Annotated in this window: 19 protein-coding genes; 12 read left to right on the top strand and 7 right to left on the bottom strand. The window is 62.2% G+C overall.

Going from position 1 to position 23,392, the window contains the following annotated elements:
* Positions 1–74: 74 nt before the first annotated feature.
* Both CLAC_RS00490 and CLAC_RS00485 read left to right on the top strand, forming a co-directional pair.
* Positions 75–3,479 carry an arabinosyltransferase domain-containing protein gene (locus CLAC_RS00490; protein ID WP_053411250.1) on the top strand — a complete coding sequence of 1,135 codons (3,405 nt, stop codon included), beginning with the start codon at positions 75–77 and terminating at the stop codon, positions 3,477–3,479.
* 4 nt (positions 3,480–3,483) lie between these two features.
* Positions 3,484–4,527 (top strand): TIGR00730 family Rossman fold protein, encoded by a 1,044-nt coding sequence (locus CLAC_RS00485; protein ID WP_053411249.1) that lies wholly within the window; start codon positions 3,484–3,486, stop codon positions 4,525–4,527.
* Between the two features lie 11 nt (positions 4,528–4,538).
* Here CLAC_RS00485 and CLAC_RS00480 read toward each other — a convergent pair whose 3' ends face one another.
* Positions 4,539–5,441 (bottom strand): glycoside hydrolase family 25 protein, encoded by a 903-nt coding sequence (locus tag CLAC_RS00480; protein ID WP_053411248.1) that lies wholly within the window; start codon positions 5,439–5,441, stop codon positions 4,539–4,541.
* A 196-nt stretch (positions 5,442–5,637) separates the two neighbouring features.
* Between CLAC_RS00480 and CLAC_RS00475 the strand changes: the two genes are divergently transcribed.
* The 5 genes from CLAC_RS00475 (at position 5,638) to CLAC_RS12550 (ending at position 12,161) form a co-directional block, all read left to right on the top strand.
* Positions 5,638–7,713: a M13 family metallopeptidase gene (locus CLAC_RS00475; protein WP_082312935.1), complete on the top strand. Its 2,076-nt coding sequence runs from the start codon at positions 5,638–5,640 to the stop codon at positions 7,711–7,713.
* Between the two features lie 164 nt (positions 7,714–7,877).
* Positions 7,878–8,822 carry a sugar-binding transcriptional regulator gene (locus CLAC_RS00470; protein ID WP_053411247.1) on the top strand — a complete coding sequence of 315 codons (945 nt, stop codon included), beginning with the start codon at positions 7,878–7,880 and terminating at the stop codon, positions 8,820–8,822.
* A 109-nt stretch (positions 8,823–8,931) separates the two neighbouring features.
* A complete protein-coding gene (locus CLAC_RS00465) occupies positions 8,932–10,596 on the top strand; it encodes an FAD-dependent oxidoreductase (RefSeq protein WP_053411246.1) in 1,665 nt (554 codons plus the stop codon).
* 175 nt (positions 10,597–10,771) lie between these two features.
* A complete protein-coding gene (locus tag CLAC_RS00460) occupies positions 10,772–11,902 on the top strand; it encodes a YihY/virulence factor BrkB family protein (RefSeq protein WP_082312933.1) in 1,131 nt (376 codons plus the stop codon).
* Between the two features lie 76 nt (positions 11,903–11,978).
* Positions 11,979–12,161, top strand: a complete 183-nt coding sequence (locus tag CLAC_RS12550) for a hypothetical protein (RefSeq protein WP_156324722.1) — start codon at positions 11,979–11,981, stop codon at positions 12,159–12,161.
* A gap of 227 nt (positions 12,162–12,388) precedes the next feature.
* On the opposite strand, the gene CLAC_RS00455 is transcribed toward CLAC_RS12550, so the two are convergent.
* On the bottom strand, positions 12,389–13,606 hold the full coding sequence (locus CLAC_RS00455) for a NupC/NupG family nucleoside CNT transporter (RefSeq protein ID WP_053411245.1): 1,218 nt from the start codon (positions 13,604–13,606) through the stop codon (positions 12,389–12,391).
* Positions 13,607–13,624: 18 nt separating this feature from the next.
* Complete coding sequence (locus tag CLAC_RS00450; protein WP_211255361.1) at positions 13,625–14,062, bottom strand: cytidine deaminase; 438 nt, start codon at positions 14,060–14,062, stop codon at positions 13,625–13,627.
* 195 nt (positions 14,063–14,257) lie between these two features.
* Between CLAC_RS00450 and CLAC_RS00445 the strand changes: the two genes are divergently transcribed.
* The 3 genes from CLAC_RS00445 (at position 14,258) to CLAC_RS00435 (ending at position 18,094) form a co-directional block, all read left to right on the top strand.
* Entirely contained in the window at positions 14,258–15,544 is a 1,287-nt protein-coding gene (locus tag CLAC_RS00445) for a thymidine phosphorylase (protein ID WP_053411243.1), read from the top strand.
* Positions 15,545–15,645: 101 nt separating this feature from the next.
* Positions 15,646–16,296, top strand: a complete 651-nt coding sequence (gene deoC / locus CLAC_RS00440; RefSeq protein ID WP_053411242.1) for a deoxyribose-phosphate aldolase — start codon at positions 15,646–15,648, stop codon at positions 16,294–16,296.
* A gap of 10 nt (positions 16,297–16,306) precedes the next feature.
* A complete protein-coding gene (locus CLAC_RS00435) occupies positions 16,307–18,094 on the top strand; it encodes a phospho-sugar mutase (protein ID WP_245621907.1) in 1,788 nt (595 codons plus the stop codon).
* 24 nt (positions 18,095–18,118) lie between these two features.
* Here the strand turns inward: CLAC_RS00435 and CLAC_RS00430 are convergent, their stop codons facing one another.
* The 4 genes from CLAC_RS00430 to CLAC_RS00415 form a co-directional block, all read right to left on the bottom strand.
* On the bottom strand, positions 18,119–18,784 hold the full coding sequence (locus CLAC_RS00430; protein ID WP_053411241.1) for a biliverdin-producing heme oxygenase: 666 nt from the start codon (positions 18,782–18,784) through the stop codon (positions 18,119–18,121).
* 92 nt (positions 18,785–18,876) lie between these two features.
* Positions 18,877–19,698 (bottom strand): heme ABC transporter ATP-binding protein, encoded by an 822-nt coding sequence (locus CLAC_RS00425; protein WP_082313448.1) that lies wholly within the window; start codon positions 19,696–19,698, stop codon positions 18,877–18,879.
* 22 nt (positions 19,699–19,720) lie between these two features.
* Positions 19,721–20,803, bottom strand: coding sequence for a FecCD family ABC transporter permease (locus CLAC_RS00420; protein WP_053411240.1), 1,083 nt, complete (start codon positions 20,801–20,803; stop codon positions 19,721–19,723).
* A 5-nt stretch (positions 20,804–20,808) separates the two neighbouring features.
* Positions 20,809–21,846: a heme/hemin ABC transporter substrate-binding protein gene (locus CLAC_RS00415; RefSeq protein ID WP_053411239.1), complete on the bottom strand. Its 1,038-nt coding sequence runs from the start codon at positions 21,844–21,846 to the stop codon at positions 20,809–20,811.
* 196 nt (positions 21,847–22,042) lie between these two features.
* Between CLAC_RS00415 and CLAC_RS00410 the strand changes: the two genes are divergently transcribed.
* Together CLAC_RS00410 and CLAC_RS00405 are read left to right on the top strand one after the other, a co-directional pair.
* Positions 22,043–22,660, top strand: coding sequence for a neocarzinostatin apoprotein domain-containing protein (locus CLAC_RS00410; protein WP_053411238.1), 618 nt, complete (start codon positions 22,043–22,045; stop codon positions 22,658–22,660).
* A gap of 37 nt (positions 22,661–22,697) precedes the next feature.
* Positions 22,698–23,294, top strand: a complete 597-nt coding sequence (locus CLAC_RS00405) for a neocarzinostatin apoprotein domain-containing protein (RefSeq protein ID WP_082313446.1) — start codon at positions 22,698–22,700, stop codon at positions 23,292–23,294.
* The last annotated feature ends 98 nt before the right edge of the window (positions 23,295–23,392 follow it).

The following is a 23,392-nucleotide window of genomic DNA, read 5'->3' as shown; positions in this document are numbered from 1 at the left end:
TGATGTGATTATTTACTAGTAGTTTCCGCGTTGCAGGGCAGGCAAAATGGTTTTGTACCGTAGAATTTGCCTCTGTGACAGCCAAATCTGCCGATACTCAGGAAATCAAGGAGAAACCCCGCGACGGTTCTCCGGACGTAACCATCGACCTGGTCGAAAGACCTCCGATGGATGGCCCGAAGCCCACACCGCTGATTCGCTGGACCGCGATTATCGCCGGCATCGTGGGCTTTTTGTGCTTCGTCATTACGCCCTTTCTCCCCGTAGTTAACACGCAGTCATCTGTTTCCTGGCCGCAGCGCGGGACTCTGAATTCGGTCGACGCACCGCTTATGGCCCAGGCACCCCTGGACCTATCCATCGACATCCCGCTGTCGCTGGTCGAAGAGCTGCCGAAGGGGCGCAGCACCCTGCTGTCAACGATTCCCCCGACCGCCGAAAAGCCGACTACCCGTGGCATGCTTATCCGCTCTACTGATTCGAGCGTCGATGTAATCCTCCGAGACGGCGTCCTGCTGAGCATCACCTCGGAACAGCTAAAGGCCAACTCGGGCAAGATGCTGGAGATTCGTTCAGATTGGAAGGGGACCACCGCATCTGTGCCCGGCGCGGTGGACAAGGACGGCAAGGAGCTGTCGAAGACCGACAGCAGAGACGTGCGCCCGCAGGTCACCGGCTTCTACACCGATTTGCCTGCCGACGGCGACGCAGCGAAGGCCGTCGCGGACGGGCTGAGCGTCCACATGAACATCGACTCTCGCTACACCTCGCATCCGACGGTAGTGAAATACCTTGTTATGTTCCTGGGCCTTCTGCTGACGTTGGCCTCGCTGGTCGCCATCGGCCTGATTGACCGCATTGACGGCTCCAAGTTCACCCCGCTGTTCAAGCGTGGCGCCCTGAAGCCCACGCCGCTGGACCTTCTGGTTGGCGCAGTGCTGCTGATCTGGCACTTCGTCGGTGCGAACACTTCCGACGACGGTTATATTTTCACAATGGCCCGCGTATCCGATCACTCCGGGTACATGGCCAATTACTACCGCTGGTTCGGCTCGCCTGAATCTCCGTTCGGTAGCCCGTACTACGACCTGCTGGCGCTCATGGTCAAGGTTTCGACATCCTCGGTCTGGATGCGCCTGCCCGCGCTGATTTCCGCCTTGCTCGTCTGGTTCGTGGTCTCCCGGATGATCATCCCGCGCCTGGGCGAGGGCATCGCTCAGCGTCGCGTCGCCTACTGGTCGGCTGCGGGTATTTTGCTGGCGTTCTGGCTGCCTTACAACAACGGCCTTCGCCCGGAACCGGTCATTGCCCTCGGTTCCCTGCTGACCTGGGTATTTATTGAGCGTGCTATCTTGACTCGGCGCCTTCTGCCAGCTGTTGTCGGCGTTATCATCGCCACTCTCTCATTGGGCTCCGGCCCGACTGGACTCATGGCGGTCGCCGCTCTGCTGGCGGGCCTGCCCATGCTGGTGCGTATCGTCGTGGAGCGCCACAAGGCCCTCGGCGGTGGTTGGAAGGCTCCCACGATGCAGGTCGCGCCATTCCTGGCTGCGGGTACCGCCATCCTGGTTGGAGTTTTCGGCGATCAGACACTGGCAACCGTTCTGGAGTCCATCCGCGTTCGCGGAATCATCGGCCCTTCAGAGCCCTGGTTCAACGAGTACATCCGCTACTACTGGCTGCTTCTGCAGTCCGTCGACGGTTCCTTTACCCGTCGCTTCGCGGTTCTCATGGCGCTGGCCTCGTTGGCTATCACAATTGCCGCTCTGCTACGTCACCGAACTGTGCCGGGAGCGTTGGCGGGGCCGTCGGCACGCCTTGTGTTCATGTTCCTGGGCACGATGTTCTTCCTGACCTTCACACCGACCAAGTGGACTCACCACTTCGGTGTGTACGCAGGAATCGCGTCGGCTCTGGCGGCGCTGGCCGCGATGGCAATTAGCCACTGGGTCGCAGGCAACCGTCGCAACCAGCTGCTCTTTGCTGGCGGGTTCATTTTCATCCTGGCGTTCTGCCTGATGGGCATTAACGGTTGGTGGTACGTCTCCTCCTACGGTGTGCCGTGGTATGACAAGACCATCCAGCTCAAGGGCATACAGGCGGGTGACATTGTCCTGGCGCTTGCTCTGCTGACGCTCGCTGCTGGAGCCGTGATGAGCTTCGTCCAGGAGTTCAGCGAAAAGTACAACAAGCGGAAATCGTCACCACGTAATAGGCGATTTACTGCTGTGGCGGCCTCTCCAATTGCGGTGGTCACCCTGCTGGTGGCTTTCTTCGCCGTGGCATCACTTGCCAAGGCCGCGGTTGGACAGTACCCGGCGTACTCGATTGCACTGGGGAACCTCCGCTCGATGACCGGCCAGACCTGTAACTTGGCTTCCGACGTGCTGATGGAGCCCGACGCGAACGAGGGCTTCTTGAAGGCAGTCGACGGTACTCCGCTGGAGAACTCCCTGCGTCAAGGCGACACTGACTCCGGATTCACCCCAGACGGTGTCCCGGAGGAGATGACCGCGGACGCAGTGGACACCAATCAGAGCCAGTCCAGTACCGCGAATGAGGAAGACAGCGGCCCGGACGCAAATCTGGTCGAGGGCGGCTCCAACGCCGGCACCTCGGGTGGTACCCGCAACGAGGCCGGTGTCAACGGCTCGCGCGTCGAGCTGCCCTTCGGTCTGGATCCGAAGAGAATACCGGTATTGGGCTCGTACTCGGATAAGGTACAGCGCACCGCGATGTTGGAAACCTCGTGGTTCGAGCTCCCTCAGGTTGACGATCAGCACCCGCTTCTTATCGTCTCCGCCGCGGGACGCATCTTCCACCATGACATCAACGGTGTGAAGCAGTCGGGCCAGAAGCTGGTCGCCGAGTACGGACGCCCCGGCGCGAACGGCGCGTTCGAGGTCCTCGGCGAGGCCGAGCCGATTGACGTCGGACCAGCTCCGACATGGCGTAACCTGCGCTTCCCCACGGATCAGATTCCGGAGGGCGCAACAGCGGTACGCCTAGTCGCGGAGGATACTGACGTCTCTGAGGATCAGTGGTTGGCGCTGACCCCGCCGCGTATCGCGCAGCTAAAGCCAATGTCGGAGGTCATCCCGCCGGAGACTCCAACCATTCCTGACTGGCCGGTGGCTTTCCAGTTCCCGTGCCAGCGCCCGTTCGATCACTTCGCCGGTGTCGCTGAGCGCCCCGAGTACCGCATTACCCCGGACCGTGGCCTGAAGGTTGTCGGTGCGGACATGTGGCAGTCCGCTGTCGGCGGTGGCCCGCTGGGCTTCTCCGATGCGATCAACGAGTCGGTTGCAGTGCCCACCTATTTGAACCATGATTGGGCTCGTGATTGGGGTTCTGTAGAAAAGCTCTCCCCGCGCCCGAACAAGGACAAGGTCAAGCCGGATGTTGCCGAGATTGACTATGAGGACGTGACGCGGATGGGCTGGTACAAGCCCGGACGGATGATTGTTAAGGAAGAGTAGTCAATTGAGCTCCGCACAAACCCGCTCCATCGTCGTTGCAGCCGTAGTTGTGACCGACCCGCTGGGGCGGGTTTTGTGTGTCCGCAAGCAAGGCACCGACACTTTCATGCTGCCGGGTGGCAAGTTCGAGCCGCACGAGTCGACCTCCGCCCCTGAGGTCACCGCTGCACGCGAGTTCGCCGAGGAGCTCGGGGTGCCTATCGACGCTTCGTCACTAACTCCCTGGGGCATAGCAGAGGCTGCAGCTGCGAACGAGGAGGGCTTCCGGGTGATTGGCCACCATGTTCGATATGCCGGGCAATTCACACAGGAGCTGGCATCGCTGCGCCCCCGCGCGGAGATTGAGGAGCTACGCTGGGTTGATCCGTGGCTGCCGACGGGAAAACTGGCTCCTATGCTGGTGGAGTCGACTTTGCCGAAGCTGCGCGAGGAGGCGAAAGCACGACTGGCAGCTGGGGCCGCGCAGAAGCTCGAGCCGCAGCGCGTCTTGAAATCAGCGACGGTTTTCTGCGGCTCAGGCTTCGGTGACCGCGACTTGTGGCGCGTTACCGCCGAGCAATTGGGCACTGAACTGGGCCGGAGCCGAGTCGAGTTGGTCTACGGCGGAGCCTCTATCGGACTTATGGGCACAATCGCCGACACGGCTCTAGCAGCCGGCGGCGATGTCGTCGGCGTCATGCCGGAGGTGCTGGTCACTAAAGAGATTTCACATCGCGGGCTGACTCGACTGGAGACTGTCGGAACCATGGCCGAGCGCAAGTCCCGCATGTACGAGCTGGGCGATGCCTTCATCGCGCTGCCCGGCGGAGCGGGCACCCTGGAGGAGTTCTTCGAGGTGTGGACCCAGCAGCACCTGGGCATTCACGCGAAGCCGGTTGCGCTGCTTGGCCCGGACGGGTTCTGGCAGCCATTGCTGGATTTACTCCAAACCGTGGTGGACGCCGGATTCATCCGCCCGGAACTCCTCGACGCGCTCATTGTGGTCGAGAATGTCGACGACATCATCCCGGCCCTAATCGGCTGGCGCTCCGGGCGCACCAAGTTCTAGTGGCGCGTCCCCTAGTGGGCATCGGCAAGCGCAGTTAGCTCTTCGGCGCTGCCGTTAAATACGTCCTGGTCGACTTGAGTGGGGATGCCAGAGACCTTGCCAGTGGAGGAGCGTTGCCAAAACAGCATGCTGGTCCAGCCGCCGGGGATGTCGGTCGGGGCGTTGTCCTGGTAGGCAGCGAGCCACAGCGGGTAGTTGGTGAAGTCCGTGGAGTTGCCCATCTGCACCTTCCAGAAGGAACGGTAGGTGTAGATGATTGGTGTCTCGCCGGTCTTGGCTTCGATGCGCTGGAGGAACTGCTTCGTCCAATCCTGCAGGGCTGCAGGCTTGAGACCGTTGTCCAGCTCGATGTCGAGCACCGGCGGGAGGGTCTTCGCATTCGGAGCTGCCGCGTCACGCTTGGCTAGCAGCGCGGCATAGGCATCGGCTTGCTCGGTAGCGGACTGATCCGGGTGGGCCTTGTGATAACTGCCGATAAGCAGCCCGGCCTTTGCAGCAGCGACGGAGTCCTCAATGAAGTAAGCGCTATCGCCTTCCGTCGGATCCGTTGCCTTGATGAAGGCGAACTTCTGCCCCGAGGCCGCAACCTTTTGCCAGTTCAAGGCTGCACCGCCCGGGCGCTGCCACTTGGACACGTCGATTCCCTCCGGGCCTCGCTGGAATCCCGTCCGGGTCGAAATAGACGGCTTCGAGGGCTCCTTGGCGTTTGAGGTTTCGGTTGCCTGAGCGTTGTTTGCGATGTCGGAGATAACTTCCGTCGGTAGCGACGGGCTTTCCGGCATGTCCTGTGCCGGGGCTGGAGTAGCTCCAGCTACGCCCGCAAGCAGTAGCGGAGCACACGCGATGACACCAAAAGCAGCAGACATGCTGCGCTTTTGGCTCGCGGTGAAGGCTAAGCGGTGAAGTTTTGTCATGGGGCGTACCTTACCTCTTTTATCTCTTTGGCAACATTCGTATAACGATTTCGCATCCACACCTTGGGGATTCACGAGCAAAAATACAGCGCATCAGACACTTCAGCACCATCAGACATCGTCACCTCGACTCGGCGCCTGGACTTAGAAAGTCGGGCTCTCACCGACTCACTAAGGCAGGCCTACACTGGGCTACATGACTAACCACAGCGACTCATTCTCCGCCTCTCGCCCATCCTCGGCTCCCCGCCCCCAGGACGATCTCTACCGAGCGATAAACGGATCATGGATTGATCAGCATGTCATCCCGGCTGACCGCGCAATTGACGGCGCCTTCCACAAACTCCGGGACGACTCCGAAGAAGCAGTTCGGGACCTTATTACTACCGCTGCAGAGTCCGAACCCGACTCTAAAGTGGCGCGTCTCTACAACGCCTTCATGGACGAGAAGGCAATCGATGCCGCCGGCGCAACCCCACTAGCCAGCGACATCGAACTTCTCACCTCAGCTAAAGACGCCCACGAGCTCGCGCTCGCGCTCGGCCGCCTAGATCGCCTGGGCGTTGGCGGCCCGCTCGGATACTGGGTGGAGAAGGACTCCACCTCCGAAGAGGCAGCCCTCTACCTTCTGCAGTCCGGACTTGGCCTGCCCGATGAGGCCTACTACCGAGAGCCCGGCCACGCCGATACTCTCGCAGCCTACGAAAATCACGTCGCCGCCATGTTCTCCCTACTTGCCGACGACCCCTCACTGACAAACCTGCTAGAGCCTTTCGGTCTCGCCCCCCAGGCAGAAGGGGACGCCGATGGCGTGGTAACTGATGCTGCGTCCGATGCAGCGGCCCGGGTCCTTACCGTAGAGAAGTCACTCGCCGCAGGACACTGGGATGTTGTATCCACCCGCGACGCGTTGAAAACCTACAACAAGACCGCCATTGCGGACCTACCTGCTGGTTTTCCGGTCGCGGACTGGCTCGCCGCCACAGGCGTCAACGAAATCAACGAAAACAAGATTGACACCGTCATCGCGATGATGCCCTCCTATTTCGAGCACCTGGGAAAGGTCTGGCAGGACACGAAACTAGAGGACCTGCGCCTGTGGGCCCTGTGGCTGATCTTGCACCAGCGCGCGGCATACCTCTCCAGCGACTTCTCGGCCGAGAACTTCAACTTCTACGGCCGAATTCTCCAGGGGTCCACGGAACAGCGCGCCCGCTGGAAGCGCGCCGTCGCATTTGTGGAAAGCGCCGTGGGACATGACGTCGGCAAGCTGTATGTGGCAAAGCACTTCCCGCCCGAGTACAAAGAACAGATGCTCGAGCTGGTCGACTACCTCCTGGCGGCCTATCGTGAACGCATTAGCGCTCTGCCGTGGATGACCGACGCGACCCGCGAACGCGCCCTGGAGAAGTTGTCGCAGTTCAAGGCCAAGATTGGCTATCCTGACACCTGGCGCGACTACTCGGCAATGAAGCTCGGCGAAACACTCATGGATGATGTCCGCGCCGCCAGCGCTTTCGCGCACAACCGCGAGGTAGCGAAGCTAGGCCGCCCAGCCGACCGCGATGAGTGGCACGCGACCCCGCAGACCGTCAATGCCTTCTACAACCCGGTAGTCAATGACATCACCTTCCCAGCCGCGATTTTGAAGCCGCCGTTCTTCTCGCCGGACGCGACCCCTGCGGAGAACTTCGGCGCGATTGGCGCGGTCATCGGCCACGAGATTGGCCACGGTTTCGACGACCAGGGCTCTCAGTATGACGGCCACGGCAACCTCAACCAATGGTGGACAGATGAGGACCGCACCGCCTTCGAGAAGCTCACCTCCGCCCTGGTAGACCAGTACTCCGGCCTGGTGCCGACGGTTCTGCGCGAAGCTGCGGAAGTTGAGGCAACGGAGGGCGCGTCGGCAAGCCAGGACCTGCCCGGAGTCAACGGCGAGTTCACCCTCGGCGAAAACATCGGTGACCTGGGCGGGCTGGGTATCGCTGTGGTCGCTTTCCGACGCTTCCTCGCTGAGCGCGGCAGCGAGCTGGGACTAACCGATACCCCGGAGACCTACCGTGGCATGTTCGAGCAGTGGGCCCTGGTGTGGCGCTCGAAGATTCGCCCGGAACTGCAGCGCCAATACCTGGCAATCGATCCGCACTCGCCGGCGGAGTTCCGCTGCAACGTGATTGCGTCGAATATTGAGGAGTTCCACGCGGCATTTGGCACCGAGCCGGGAGACGGGATGTGGCGCGCCCCCGAGGACCGAGTGATTATCTGGTAACTACCCTCACATTTGTAAAGTTTCTGTTTTTATTTATGGAAACTGGTTGTAAAATTACTGCTTGAGAGCGCCTTTTCCCGACTCCCGATTCGGGCAGGAGCCTTCGGAGACCAGCTTCACCCCTTCCGGGCTCCTCCATTGGCGCACATGGCAGAGGAGGTCGCATGGACAGCCGCGACATCCAAGCCCTAACGGCCGTGAAGCTGTACTACGGCGAGGGGCTTACACAGTCGAAGGTGGCCGATGAGCTCGGGGTTTCCCGCCCCACGGTCTCGAAGTTGCTCAACTGGGGCCGCGAGCAGGGCTACGTGAGTATCGAGATTCACGATCCGCGCGAGGAGGCTTCGGAGATTGGCTCGCGAATGCGCGAGTCCTACGGACTGAGTGAGGTGCGCCTGGCGCAGCCCGCCCGCAGCGGCGACTCGGTCCTGCTCCGCGAGCTCGGCCGCGTGGGCGCCGAACTATTGGACGACCTGGTCGTTGACGGCACCATGGTCGGCGTCTCCTGGGGCAAGACCATGTATTCAGTGTCGACGCAGCTGAAGCAGAAAGACGTCTCCGGCGTCGAGATTGTGCAGCTCAAGGGCGGAATGAGCCACTCGGATAAGTCAACTAACGACATCCGCACAATCGGCGCGTTCTGTCACGCCTTTCACGCCTACGCCCGCACGCTCCCCCTGCCGGTGATTTTCGACTCAGTGGAGACCAAGCGCATCGTCGAGCAGGATCGTTTCATCGCCAGCGTCCTCGCGCTCGGCCGGGGTGTGGACATCGCGGTGTTCACGGTCGGCGCGGTCAACGAGGATTCGCTGGCGCTGAACCTGGGTCAGCTGTCCGAGGAGGAGAAGGACCTTTTGACCTCGCGCGCAGTGGGCGACGCCTGCTCCCGCTTCTACCGGGACGACGGCGGCGTAGCGCTCCCAGAGGTCGATGCCCGCACCGTGGGCATCAGCCTGGCGGATCTGCGTAGGATCCCCACTCGAGTGCTGATCGCCGGCGGCGCTAAGAAGGCACGCGCCATCGACGTGGCGCTCAAGACCAAGCTGGCAACTCACCTGGTCATCGATGATTCCACGGCGGGCCGCCTGCTGGGACTGGGAGTGGAATAACTGGGGCTGGGAAAGATTCTTACCCCTTCCGGAATAAACCCCCAGGGGTATATGTTGGTGGGTGTATCAAGACAGTAACTTCAGTCGATCCTTCTAGGAGCCCATCACCATGACCACCACTGTCATCATCGGCGGCGTCGCCGGAGGCATGTCCACCGCAGCTCGCCTGCGTCGCCGCGACGAAGACATGGAGATCATCGTCTTCGAAGCCAGCGAGAACGTCTCCTTCGCCAACTGCGGTCTGCCTTACTACGTCAGCCGCACCATCGAGTCCCGCGACGCCCTGCTACTGCAGACCCCTGCGTCGCTGAAAGCCCGCCTGAACCTGGACGTCTTCGTCTCCCACCGCGTCACCGCCATCGACCCGGCCGCGAAGAACGTCACCGTCCGTAACGAGGTCACCGGTGAAGAACGCACCCGAGACTACGACTTCCTAGTCCTCTCCCCCGGCGCGACTCCGTTCCTGCCGCCAATCCCTGGCATTGAGCGCGCACTGACTCTGCGCACCGTCGAGGACGTGGACGTTATCTCTGAGGCCGTCCGCGCCGACGGCGTGGCCTCCGCTGCCATCATCGGCGGTGGCTTCATCGGCCTGGAACTCGCCGAGAACCTGCACAAGATGGGCATCGCCACCACCATCGTGGAGCGCTCCCCGCAGATTCTCGCTCCGCTTGATGAGGAAATGGCCGTCCTGGTCCAGGACCGCCTCGAGGCCGCCGGCGTGAAGGTTCTCACCCGCGCCGACACCAAGAAGATCTCCGACTCCTCCCTCGAGGTCGTGCTTGACGACGGTTCCTCGGTCACCGTCGATGCCGACATTGTGGTGGCGGCCATCGGCGTGCGCCCGGCGTCCGAGCTGGCCAAGGCGGCGGGCCTGGCCGTCGGCGAGCGCGGCGGTATCAAGGTCGACCGCGCCCAGCGCACCTCCAACCCGGCGATCTTCGCCCTCGGCGACGCCGCGGAGAAGGTCGATGCCGTCTCCGGCGAGGACTCCCTGGTCCCGCTGGCTCAGACCGCGAACCGCCACGGCCGCATGGTCGCAGACATCATCACCGGCCGCGACTGCCAGGCGCAGCTGACCCTCGGCACCGCCATCGTCGGCGTGCTGGGTCTGGCGGCGGGCTCCGTGGGATGGAATGAGCGCCGCGCCCGCGCCGCCGGAAAGAACATCCGCGTCATCCACGTCCACCCGGTCAACCACGCCGGTTACTACCCCGGCGCCACTCAGCTACACCTGAAGCTGGTCGTCGACGCCAAGACCGACGCCATCCTCGGCGCCCAGGCCGTTGGCGAAAACGGTGTGGATAAGCGCATCGACGTCATCGCGACCGCTATGCGCGCAGGTCTGAAAGGCTCCGACCTCGCCGACCTGGAGCTGGCATACGCCCCGCAGTTCGGCTCCGCGAAGGACCCGATCAACTTCCTCGGATTCGTCGATGACAACGCTCTAAACGGAGAGGAATTGGTCCAGTGGCATCAGCTGGAGGATTTGGTCGCCCGCGACAACACCGTATTGATCGATGTCCGCTCCGCTGGCGAATACGCTCGCGGCGACATCCCGGGCTCCATCAATGTCGACGTCGACGAGCTGCGCGACTGGCTTAACGACGGTGGCAGGCAGCAACTCGAGGGCAAGGACGTCATCGTCCACTGCCAGGTCGGCCTGCGCGGCCACATCGCCGCAGCAATCCTGGCTGGTTACGGCATCAAGGCCGCCAATCTCACCGGCGGCTACCTCACCTGGGCCGCGGGTATGCGCGCACGCAAGCCCTAATCCAACCTGGTAGGTACCCCGGGTGCGTGCCTGGTATTAGCCCCGCGAGAACTGACGCTCGCGGGGCTTCGGCGATAAATGCGGCGTAGGGCGGCGTCGGCAAGCGCAACACGACCAGTAGTATTGCAGCGGCTAATATGAGGGTCGGAAAATCGCCAGGCGGAGAGGAAGTGCCGTGCCAGCACAACAGATCGGACACACGCTCAACGTCGATGAATCCGCCGACGCCGAATACGCCTACAATTCCAGGCGCCTGCCCTGGGTCGGATGGCGCGGGCTGGGCTACGCCCTGAAGCGAGCAAGCATCGAATTCTGGCTGGAGCTAGGCTTCGACGCGGCGTCCATGCTGACGTACTACACCGTTTTGACCTGCGCTCCCGCGCTGCTGGCGATCTATTCCATTGCGACGCTGGTGCTGGCCGGGTATACAGAGGACCTGCAGGCGCTGACGAATGACTTCGTCGAAAAATACATTCCCACCGAATATGCGGGCTCCGTGCGCGATGTCATCGACACGATTATTGGCTCCTCGACCGGCGGTATGGTCGCGTTGATTATCGGTATTGGCTTCGCGCTGATTTCGTCTTCGGCCTATACGCGCGCGTTTTCACGGACGGCCAACGCGGTGTATGGGATCTCGGAGGGGCGCACCCTGATTCGCTACCACGTGTTCATGGTCGCGATTACGCTCCTTCTACTGGTCGGAACAGTGTTGCTGCTCATTGCGATTATTGTCAACGGACCACTGGTGAATTCGATTGTGGACCCGATTGCGAAGCCGCTGGGAATTGAGTCGGCAACACGAGACGTAATTAACTTCGGTCTGACCGTCTGGGGATGGCTGCGCTGGCCGTTCATAATCGTGATGTCAATGGCACTGGTGGGCTCGCTGTACTACTTCACACCGAACGTTAAGCAGCGACGTTTCCGCTGGCTGAGCACTGGCTCCTTCCTGACTATCGTGTCGACAGCGCTGGTTGTCAAAGGACTGTCCTGGTACCTGTTCAATTTTGCTGCGGCGAATCCATACGGAGCTATGGGTGCCGTCATTGCCGTGATGACGGCACTGTGGACCGTCAACGTCATGATCCTGTTCGGATTCAAACTCGACGCTGAAATTGAGCGGGTGCGACAGCTGAAAGCAGGGCTAGCCGCAGAGGAATTTATCCAGTTGCCACCCCGCGATGCGACCGCCGCCGCAGCCGAGGGCAAGACACATCGCAACCTGCGGGAACAGGCACACCGGATTCGGGAGGCGTCGTTGGCTGAGGGCGAGGGTGCCGAGGGCAAGAGTGCTGACGAGTAGTCGCTGATTGGTGCTGCGGCATTTCGGGTTGCTCGGCACGAAATAGTGGGCCGGACCTGTTGGCAGACATCGGAAGATGACCGGCAATGCCGAAACCTGTCTGCGAATGCCGTTTGAAGGGGATTTCGGTCCCAAACTGCCGCTTATTCTCAAATTTGTGACAGCTCATTTTACAAAAGCCCAGGTCAGTTCCCGCAAAAAAGCGAAAAAGTGTCACAAACTTGAGAATGGACGCCATTTACACCCCGAAAATCACTAAAAATGGCATTGCTACTCGTAGCTCCCCATGCACTCCCTATCTTCTATTCTTTCCGCCCCGAGCCGCTTCACTCACGCATACCTGCTGCGAAAACGCGAAAAGCCCGAGGATAACCTCGGGCAATTCTTGTGGAACCAGTGCTAGCAACTGCAGCGGCAAAGCAACCGGCTACCGCAGCTACCAGCCAGCAACCGGCAGCAACCAGCTACACCAGGGACTGACAGCACCTACAGCGCAATCACACCAACTATCGCAGCGTTAAGCAGGTTGGTGCACAGACCGGCAATAAGCGCCAGCGGTCCGTTCTTCGCGATCTCGCCGCGGCGCTCCGGCGACAGCGCGCCGAAGGAACCAATCTGAATTGCAATGGAGGACAGGTTCGCGAAACCAGCCAAGGCGAAGGTTGCCAGCATGACGGACTTCGGATCTAGGTTCGCAACATGCTCGGAGAAGGAGGTGTAGCCGACGAACTCGTTCAGAATCGTCTTTTCACCGATGAAGCTACCGATTAGGCCCGCGTTCTCCCACGGCACACCAATCAGCCAGGCAATCGGGGCGAAGATCAGGCCGAACAGGCCCTCCAGCGACCAATTGTCCTGCCCGAACCAACCACCGATTCCGCCGAGCATCGCAGACAGCATGGCAATCACGGCAATGAAGGCGATCAGCAGGCAGGCCACAACCACGGCAATACGTCCACCGGCCATGGCACCGGAGCCAAGAGCATCGATGACGTTCTTCGACTCAGTGTCACGAACATCCTTCACAGATGCGTCGAGGTTCGACTCCTCGGTCTCCGGCCAGAAGGTCTTAGCAATCAGCAGGGAGCCCGGTGCGTTCATCACGGACGCGGCCAGCAGGTACTCGAGCGGAGCACCGAGCAGGGAGTAACCAATCAGGGTTGAACCCGCGACCGACGCAAAACCGCCGGACATGCATGCGAAGAGCTCCGACTTGGTCAGCTTCGGGATGTAGGGCTTAACGACGAGCGGGGCCTCTGACTGACCGAGGAAGATAACCGTGGAGGCAAAGACTGACTCGACCTTTGAGGTACCCATGATGAACTTCAGGGCAGTACCGACATACTCGACGAAGTACTGGACGACGCGCAGGTAGTAGAGGGCACCTAGCACTGCGCCAAGGAAAATGATGACGGGCAACACATTGAGGACGAACACGAAGTTCTTACCGGTGCCGTCGAAGAGGCCGCCGAACACGAATGACGTGCCCTCGTTGGTGAACTCAATCATCTTCTCGATTGCGCCCGCAACGGACTTGAGCGCTTCAAAGCCGGGCTGCCACTTCAGCACGACGAGCGCGAACACTGCCTGCAGGAGCAGGCCTACACCTAGGGTGCGCCAGTTAATGGATTTCTTGTGCTTCGAGATGGCAATGGCAAAGCCAATGATCAGGACGATGCCTATTAAGCCTTGTAGTCTTTCCATGGCTTGGGTTCTCTTTCTTTACAGGTCTTCGGGACCGAAGGCGTAGGGAAGGATCTTTTCAAAGTCAATGCTCTCGGGGGCACCGAGAGTGACGTTGTCCTCAGTACCGGAGGAGTCGGGGCGCTCCGATTCGACGATGACGCGCTTACACCCGAATTCGTGGAGAACCTGACGGCAGGCACCGCAGGGGTGGCAGGGCGCGGCTTTACGGCCCGCGATAGCGCAGGCCTCAATCTTGTGGTTTGGACCGTACTCGGCAACCATGCGGAACACGGCGTTGCGCTCGGCGCACATGGTCAAGCCATAGGAGGCATTTTCGACGTTGCAGCCGGTAACGACTGTGCCGTCGTCAAGCAAAAGTGCAGCTCCGACGGGGAATCCGGAGTACGGGGCGTAGGAGTTTTTGGTGATGTCGAAGGCCATGGCCAGCAGTTCTTCGTCCGAGATCTGGGACATTGCCATCTCCCCTCTGGGTAGGATCTTCAAAAATACTTATGTGAGTACAAATGGAAAACTTGCCATTGACATTTGTTCTAGTAGTCATGATAATCGGAGTCATCAGGGTTTACAAGACCTAATCAAGGGGTCAAAGCAGGAAGCCCGACTCACGGGCCCGGACCCCGCCGTGACTCACTGAAGGAGCGAAGAGCAATGGCTGAAAAGTTCGATGTAGTGGACATCATTCGCACCAAGCGTGATGGTGGTGAGCTCAGCCCCGAAGAGATTGCCTGGGTCGTCGACGCCTACACCCGCGGCGCAATTGGCGACGAGCAGATGGCGGCTTTGAACATGTCCATCTTCATCCGCGGCATGAACCGCCGCGAGATTGTGGACTGGACCCGCGCAATGATTGATTCCGGTGACACCATGGACTTCTCCGCACTGGGTAAGGTCACCACGGATAAGCACTCCACCGGCGGTGTTGGCGACAAGCTATCGCTACCGCTCGGCCCGCTGGTCGCCAGCTACGGCGTGGCAGTACCGATGCTCTCCGGCCGCGGCCTCGGCCACACCGGCGGCACCCTGGACAAGCTGGAGGCAATCCCGGGCTTCAACGTGGATGTTCCGAATGACCGCATGATGGATATCCTGAAGGATGTCGGCGTCGTTATTGCAGCAGCTGGCGCAGGCCTGGCCCCTGCGGACAAGAAGATTTACGCGCTGCGCGACATCACCTCCACCGTCGACTGTGTGCCGCTGATCGCCAGCTCGATCATGAGCAAGAAAATCGCCGCTGGCGCGGACTCCCTGGTCCTGGACGTCAAGGTTGGCTCCGGCGCGTTCATGAAAGACGTTGACGCTGCCCGCGAGCTCGCACGCACCATGGTTGACCTGGGCAATGACGCCGGTGTCCGCACCTGCGCCCTGCTGACCGACATGTCCACCCCGCTTGGTCGCACGATCGGTAACTCGCTGGAGATCCGCGAGACCGTCGATGTGCTCTCCGGTAACGGCCCGGCAGACGTCGTCGAGCTGACCTGCGAGCTGGCCCGCAAGATGCTGGAGATGTCCGGCATCCACGACGCCGATGTTGAGGAGCGGCTGAAGGACGGCCGCGCTCTCGACGTGTGGAAGCGCATGGTCCGCGCCCAGGGCGGCGACCCGGACGCCCCGCTGCCGGTGGCGCCGCACACCCACGAGGTTGTCGCAGAGCGCGATGGCTACCTCACCAAGCTGGATGCTCTGGCTCTCGGCGTCGGCTCCTGGCGCCTGGGTGCAGGCCGCGCCCGCAAGGAGGACCCGGTGCAACTCACCGCAGGTATCGAGATCCACGCTGGCATCGGCGAGAAGGTCACGAGGGGCCAGAAACTGCTAACCCTGCACACCGAGACCCCGGAGAAGTTCGAGCGCGCCCTCGAATCCATCAACCCGGGCATCGAAATTTCCGATGCAGCCCCGACAACCGAGCACAAGCCGATTCTCGATCGTATCGACTAGCCACCAAGCTCCTCGGCCCTGGGTACTTGCCCGGGGCCACCAGCCGCCAGCATCAAGGTTTCACTAGATTTTCCATTTTTCCCTGAAAGGACCCTATTCCCATGACTTCCCGCGCCGATGTTGCCCAGATGATCGACCACACCCTGCTGAAGCCAGAGTCGACTCCAGAAGATGTCAAGGCTCTCATCGCAGAGGCCGCTGAGCTCGGCACCTACTCCATCTGCATCTCGCCTTCCCAGCTGCCCGTCGAGGTCCCGGAGGGCTTGCACATCGCCACCGTCGTCGGCTTCCCATCCGGCGCTGTGAAGGCTGAGATCAAGGCCGCCGAGGCTGCTCGCGCCGTCGCCGACGGCGCCGAGGAGGTCGACATGGTCATCAACATCGCCTTCGCTAAGGAGCACCGCTTCGACGATCTCCAGGCCGAGATCCAGGCCGTCCGTGACGCCATCCCAGGCAAGGTCCTGAAGGTCATCATCGAGTCCGCCGCTCTCACGGACGAGGAAATCATCGCTGCTTCCAAGGCCTCCGAGGCTGCTGGCGCTGACTTCGTCAAGACCTCCACCGGCTTCCACCCGGCAGGTGGCGCCTCTGCTCACGCTGTAAAGCTGATGCGTGAGACCGTCGGCGACCGCCTTGGGGTCAAAGCCTCCGGCGGCATTCGCACCGCTGAGGCTGCCGAGGAAATGATCGCCGCCGGCGCCTCCCGCCTGGGCCTTTCTGCCTCCGCAGCCATCCTCGCAGGCCTAGAGTAGGCGAGCTACCATGAGCGACATTCTCTCCGAAGAGCTCCTCACCACCATCTCCGACTGGATTGCGCACGATCCGGACGAGGCCACCGCCGCCGAGCTGACCTCGCTTGCCGACGCCGCTAGGGCGGGCGACGTCGCAGCCTCGGAGGAACTGCGCAGCCGTTTCGCCGGCCCACTGGAATTCGGCACCGCTGGCCTTCGCGGTGTCGTCGCCGGCGGCCAGTCCCGTATGAACCGGGCGACCGTCATCCGCGCGACCGCTGGCCTGGTGGCTCACCTGAAGGACATTGTCGGCGACGATTTCACCGTCGTAATCGGCTGTGATGCCCGCCACGGATCGGCCGACTTCCACCGCGATGCCGCGGCTGTCGTGGCCGCCGCAGGTGGCACCGCCCTGGCACTGCCTGCACAGTTGCCGACCCCGGTGACCTCTTTCGCCGTCCGCCACCTGGATGCAGATGCCGGAATTATGGTCACTGCCAGCCACAATCCACCGAAGGATAACGGCTACAAGGTCTACCTGGGAGGCCGCGCTGTCTCGGAGGATTCCCGCCGCGGCGTCCAGATCATCGCACCGCACGACAAGCAGATTGCCGCCGCCATCGCAGCCGCACCGCCCGCCGACGAGGTGCCGCGCGATTTCGAGTCCGTGAAGCAGGTTGGTCCGGAGCTTCTCGACGCCTATGTCGAGCGCGCATCGTCGTTGGCGACGACGTCGTCAAGCGAAGAGAAGAAGGCGGCGAAGATCGTGATTACCCCGATGCACGGCGTCGGCGGCGAGACGATTCTGCGCACACTGAACGCTGCCGGTTTCGATGATGTGCACGTGGTGGCGGAGCAGTTCCAGCCGGACCCGGACTTCCCGACCGTATCCTTCCCGAACCCGGAGGAGGCAGGCGCGCTGGATTTGGCCTTTGAACTGGCTCGCGCCGAGGGGGCGGACGTAATTATCGCAGCCGACCCGGATGCGGACCGCTGCTCCGTGGCGATCCCGGATGCGGGTGTTGACGGTGGCTGGCGTCAGCTCTCCGGCGATGACATCGGCGCTTTCCTGGGCGAGGTTATCGGCGCGGATGCGCAAGATCGCGGAATCACCACCATCACCAACGATGAGAGCCAGACCTTCGACGCGACGATGTCCAACTCTATCGTGTCCTCGCGTCTGCTCGGCCAGATTGCCGCAGGTCACGGCCTGAACTACCGTGCCACGCTGACCGGCTTCAAGTGGATTGGAGGCGTCGACGGCCTCATCTTCGGCTACGAGGAAGCCATCGGCTACTGCTCCGACCCCGTGGTTGTCCGCGATAAGGACGGTGTGTCCGCTGCGGTGCGCGTCGCCGATGCGGTGGCTCGTCTGAAGGGTCAGGGCCGCGGAATCCAGGACCTACTGGACGATGTCGCCCGCACCCACGGCCTCTACCAGACCACGCCACTGACCTTCCGTGTGGAGGACCGCTCCCTAATCACCAAGGGCATGGCCACCCTGCGCGCCAACCCGCCTGCCGAGTTGGCCGGCGCCAAGGTCACGGAGGTCAAGGACATGAATGAGGGCCTGGACATGGTCAACCCGAAGGGCCAGAGCTACCGCATTCCGCCTACCGACGGAATCCTAATTCTCACTGAGGCCAATGACCGCGTTATCGCCCGCCCTTCTGGAACGGAGCCAAAACTTAAGTGCTACCTCGAAGTTGTGCTGCCGGTCGAGGGCGACGGTAACGGCGCTGGCGAGGTTCCGCACGCTGCGGCGACCGAGCGCCTGAACCAGATCAAGGCCGAGTTGAAGGACATCCTCGGGATGTAAAATAGCGACGCGCTAGCCGCGCCGCTACCCCAGCTCCGCGAAAATCTCCCGGTTGAGTCGGAACGCGACCTTTGCCTCCTCGACGATGGCATCCTTGTCCTCCGGAGAAACGTCCAGGTCGGAGACGCGGGCGCGGTAGGCGTCGCGGTAGGGCTTGATCTTGCCGATCTCAGCGAAACTGTAGAAGTTGGTGCCCTCCGCGCCAATGCCGTAGTGCTTGCCCAGCATCTTCGCGATAACCTGCCCGCCGGACAGATCGCCGAGATAGCGCACATAGTGGTGCGCTAGCGCCGCGTTAGCGTCGCCGGAATCCTCGATGGAGCGCAGGCGCTCGGCGTAGTTCTTCGTCGCCTCGACCGGCTCGATGGACTCCCGCCAGTCGGTACCAATCATGTATTCGAGGTCAGAGGCGAGAGCATCAAGACGCTCCAGGCGAGCATCGTACACGGCCTCCACCTGAGCGGATTCGCTAGTTGCGCGCAGGGCGGGCTCAAGCGCCTCGTAGACGAAGTAGAGCTGACTGGTCAGATCAATAGCGGCCTGCTTGTCCAGCTCACCGCCGAGAAGTCGAGACATGAAATCGGAGTTTTCAGCCTCACTGTGTGCCCCGGCAGTTTCCTCCTTCAAGCGCGCAGCCAGAGGGCGTGGCTCGGCAGTAGCGGTAGCTCCATTGATGTTTTCCTGGGTCATTTTTAGCTCCTTTTGTATCAAAAAAAGGGGGTTTATCTGGTCGATTACTACTAAGTCTTCTCTGTTTTGATTTGGTTTTTGACGCTTAGCGTTTATTCGCGCTTGGGCACCAGCACGGGGTTACCGGCGGAGTCGGTAAGGACCTCTACGCCGATTCCATAGACTTGGCTGACGGTTTCCGCATCGAGGGTCTGAGCGGGAGGGCCCTGCTTAACGACGCCCCCACGAGCCACCACGACCACATGGTCTGCGTAGGCAGCCGCCGCAGTCAGGTCGTGCAAAACGACGACGACCGTCTTCCCCGCAGCCGCTCTGGCTCGCATCATGCCCATGATTTTCTCGGCATGGTGGAGGTCCAGGGCCGCGGTCGGTTCGTCGAGAAGCACTACGGGGGTGTCCTGGTAGAAGACGCGGGCACAGTGGACGCGGGCGCGCTCGCCGCCGGAGAGCGTGGGCACAACGCGGTCGAGAAGGTGCGCGACGTCGCACTCGTCGATGACCTCGTCGAGGAGGGCCTTGTCGGCGGTGCCCCAGGGGCTGCGGCCGAAGTCGATGACCTCGCGGGCTGTGAAGGGCACGGTGAGTTGCTGCTGCTGGGTCAGGACGGCACGGTGCCGCGCAAGGTCGGCGATGCTGAGGTCTGCGACGTTGTGCTGCCCGATCGTGGCCTCGCCTGCCGACGGCTTGTGGTCGCCCGACAGCGCCGCCAGCAGCGTGGACTTTCCGGCACCGTTGGGGCCGACGAGCGCGGTGACTTGGCCGGGCTCGGCGAGCATGTCGATGCCGCGGAGGATGTCGACGCCACCGAGCCGGATTCCGAGGCCCTGGGCGCGCAGAGCAGCGCCGGAAGTGCAGGATGCATCGGGCGCGTCGGCGTGGACTGCCGCGGTGGAGCGGACTTTTTCTTTAGTCATGACTGATTCCTGAACCATGGGTTTAGTGCACCGCCCTCTTTGAGCGCAGCAGCAACCAGAAGAACAGCGGACCGCCGACGATGGAGGTCAGCATGCCGAGCGGCAGGTCTGCGCCGGTGATGAGCGTGCGGGCGGCGAGGTCCGCGAGCGTGGTAGCCAGAGCCCCGCCGAGGATGCACGCCGGGATGAGCGTGCGGTGGCCGGGCCCGAGCAGGAGGCGTGCTGCGTGCGGGACGACGAGGCCGATGAACACGATGATTCCCGAGAAGGCCACACCCGCCGCTACGACCAGGGCGGTCACGCCGATGATGATACGACGCAGCGCGACGACGTTGACGCCGAGGTGGCGGGCCTGGGTCTCACCGAGGCTCAAGATGTCCAGCTGACGGGAAATCAACCACATCGCGGCCACGGCAGGCACGGTCACAATCGCGATGATGAGGACCTGGGTCCAGTCGGCGCTGGCGAAGGAGCCCATCTGCCAGAACACGATGCGATCGCGAGCAGAGGTGGAGGCCACATATGTCAGGAAGGACACGATGCCACCGCAGATAGAGTTGACGGCCACACCGACGAGGATGATACGGGCGATGTCGCGCCCGCCGTGGGCGTTAGCAGCGACGACGGCCGTGGCCAGCGCTCCGCCGAGAAACGCCGCGATGGCGACGGCCCAGCTTCCGGCGGCTCCGCTGAACCATGCGGCGGCACCAGCCCCGGTGCCTCCGAATACTGCCGCGGTGCCCATCACCGTGGCGGCCGCAGCACCTACGGCAGCGCCGGAGGAAACACCGATGAGGCCGGGCTCGGCAAGTGGGTTGCCGAACACAGCCTGCAGGGCAACGCCGGACAGGGCCAGACCCGAGCCGACCAGGGCCGCCAGCGCCAGGCGCGGCAGGCGTACCTGCCACAGCACGGTCTCAATTGGATTCGGGTTTTCGCCGGGCCCACCCGTGAACAACAGGGTGACGGCGGTGCGCAGCGACTGCCCGATGGTCGCGCCGAACTGGCCAATCGAGGCCGACCAGCCGATCGCGAGCAGCAGGGCAACGCCCAGGCCAAGGAAGACCCCAGCCTGGGTCACGCGCGTCTTCGTCGTCTCCTGCACTGCCGCTACTTCTTTCCGTATAGGGCGTCGGCCATTGCGCGCAGGACCTTCGGGGTCTGGCTGCCGAAGGACAGCAGCTGGGAGTCCGGAACGTCGAGGATGGACTTATTCTGCCCGGCCGGGGTCTGCGCCACGCCCGGGATCTCCAGGAGGCCGTCGACTCCACCGACGGACTCGAGCCCTCCCTTCATAACGATGATGGTTTCCGGGGCCGCCGCGATGAGAGCCTCCGGGGTAATCGGGGTAAAGGAGCCGTTGATTCCAACGCCCTCACCCGCATCGACGCCGCCCAGGCGGGTGATCAGCGAGCGCCCACCGGACTCCGGACCGGCAATCATCGCGACGCCGGTGCCGCGGACGTAGAGCACCATCATCTTGCGGCCGTCGGCCTTGGCCTGCGCGTACTTGGTCGCCTCAGCAAGGTCAGCGTCGACGCGTTCTTTGACCTGCCCCGACTGCTCGCTGAGGCCGAGGGCGTCGGTGACATCGTCGATAAGCGAATCGATGGTTTCGGGGGTGCGCTCGGAGTCAACGCGGATCACCTTCACACCGGACTTCTCCAGCGTGTCGAAGACACGGCTCGGGCCGATGGTGCCGTCGGTGATGACCACCTCGGGCTTGAGCTTCATGACGGCTTCGGCGTTGATGGAGTGGCCGCCCGGGGTGAGGTTCGGCAGATCGGCGACGGCCGGGAAGTCAGAGGCCATATCGCGGCCCACCAGGCGGTCTCCCAGTCCGAGGCTGTACACGACGCGGCTGAGCGCGCCCGCACGGTCGAGGGTCAGGATGCGCTGGTAGTCCTTATCCGGCGCCGGCTTGGGGGCTTCCAGCAGAACCTCCGGGTCAGCCGAGGGCAGGTCCGCGCTGACGTGTCCTGCGGCATCGACCTGCGGCGCGCGCTCGACGGTAGTCACCGAGCTGCCCGCGGAACCGCCTTTCTCGCTTGACGACGCTTCCCCATTCCCGGCTGGCGAGCATGCCGCAAGTCCGGCAATGGTGATGGTTGCGAGCGAGAGGACTGCGCGACCGCGGCGGTGCTGCATGTGTCTCCTTCTTTACAAAATCGGGTTCAACAAGCGTTGACGTGCACAAATGCGCACTAAAAGGACTGGTATAGAGAACCTACCAAATTGCCCTAAGTTAGCCTACCCTGTTGCTTCTTAGGCTACACATAAGTACAAAGTTAGCATAAGCTAAATCAGGGATTAACGCGTACTTCGCGAAAGGAATCTCCCCCACATGACAAACACCTCTTACCAGGAACGCTTCAGGCGAATCGGCAGCCTCGGGCGAATTGTGACCGTCCCGGCCGTCATCGCCCTTACTGCTCTGGGCACTCTAACCGCCTGCAGCAATGGAAATGAGAGCACCGCCGGCGAAACCAGCGATTCCAGCTCCGCCACCTCAAGCACGGGCTCCAAGACCCGGGAAGGCAATGCAGCAGGCGCAGATAGCGCGACCGGGGACGAAAACGCGCTGGACACCGGCAAAATCGAGGTCACGGCAGAGCCAGTGGAGAACCTCTCCGAGGGCGACACTATTAATGTCTCCATCACTGGCCTCAACGCTGGCCTCGGCTACTACGCGGCCATCTGCGCCGCCGCTGAATCCGGCGAAGCCACCGTCCCCGACTGCACCGGCGACCGCACGACCACGAACACCCAGCAGTGGATAACCAAAAAGTCCGGCGGCACTGTTCCCATGGGGGAAAACGGCTCGGCGAAGTTCTCAATCAACGCAGTTCCGACCAGCGATAGCGTGGACTGCACAAAGCAAGAATGCGTGCTAAAGCTCTTCGGCGACCACTCCGAGGGTTTTGAAGACGTGGTCGACTTGCCCGTATCCTTCGCGAAATAGCACCTGCACTACTCAAATGAAAGGCAGAATGGTTTCCATGACTACTTCTCACTCTTCCGGTTCTTCCCGTCTCATGCGCCGCGCCGGCATCGTCGCCGTTCCGGCCATTGCTGCGCTCCCGCTGCTCGCGGCCTGCGGCTCCGACAATGCGCAGGAAGCCCAGCAGAGCGCCGCAGAGATGACCTCCTCCGCCTCCTCCAAGGTCGCCGAGGCTGCCGGCGCAGAGGATAAGGACGCTAAGGACAAGGACGCCGAAGACGGCAAGGTCACCATCGACGCCGACCCGGTTAGCGACCTCAAGGACGGCGACACCATCACCGTCACCGTTTCCGGGCTGGATCCGGAGTCCGGCTACTACGCGGGCATCTGCGCCGCCGAGAAGACCCCGGGCAACCCGGTTCCAGACTGCACCGGTGACCGCACCGAGGGCGCACGCTCCCAGCAGTGGATCACCAACAAGCCGGGTGGCGTCACTCCGATCGAGACTGACGGCACCGCCAAGTTCGACCTCGCCGCTGGCGCCACCGGCGAGAAGGTCAACTGCTCCGAGCAGGAGTGCGTGCTGAAGCTCTTCGGCGACCACACCGAGGGCTTCGAGGACGTCGCCGAGGTTCCGGTCACCTTCGCTAAGTAATACGGGCGCTGCACACCATGTGCTGCAAGCTCGGCGTTGTAATTCCTTGGCCTGCGAAACCCCGCGTGCGAATCCGGGCCTCCACGTAGGGTAGGGCT

The organism is Corynebacterium lactis RW2-5 (assembly GCF_001274895.1).
Lineage (GTDB): Bacteria > Actinomycetota > Actinomycetes > Mycobacteriales > Mycobacteriaceae > Corynebacterium > Corynebacterium lactis.
The sequence above is the reverse complement of the archived record's forward strand: the minus strand, read 5'-3'. Positions and strand labels throughout refer to the sequence as shown.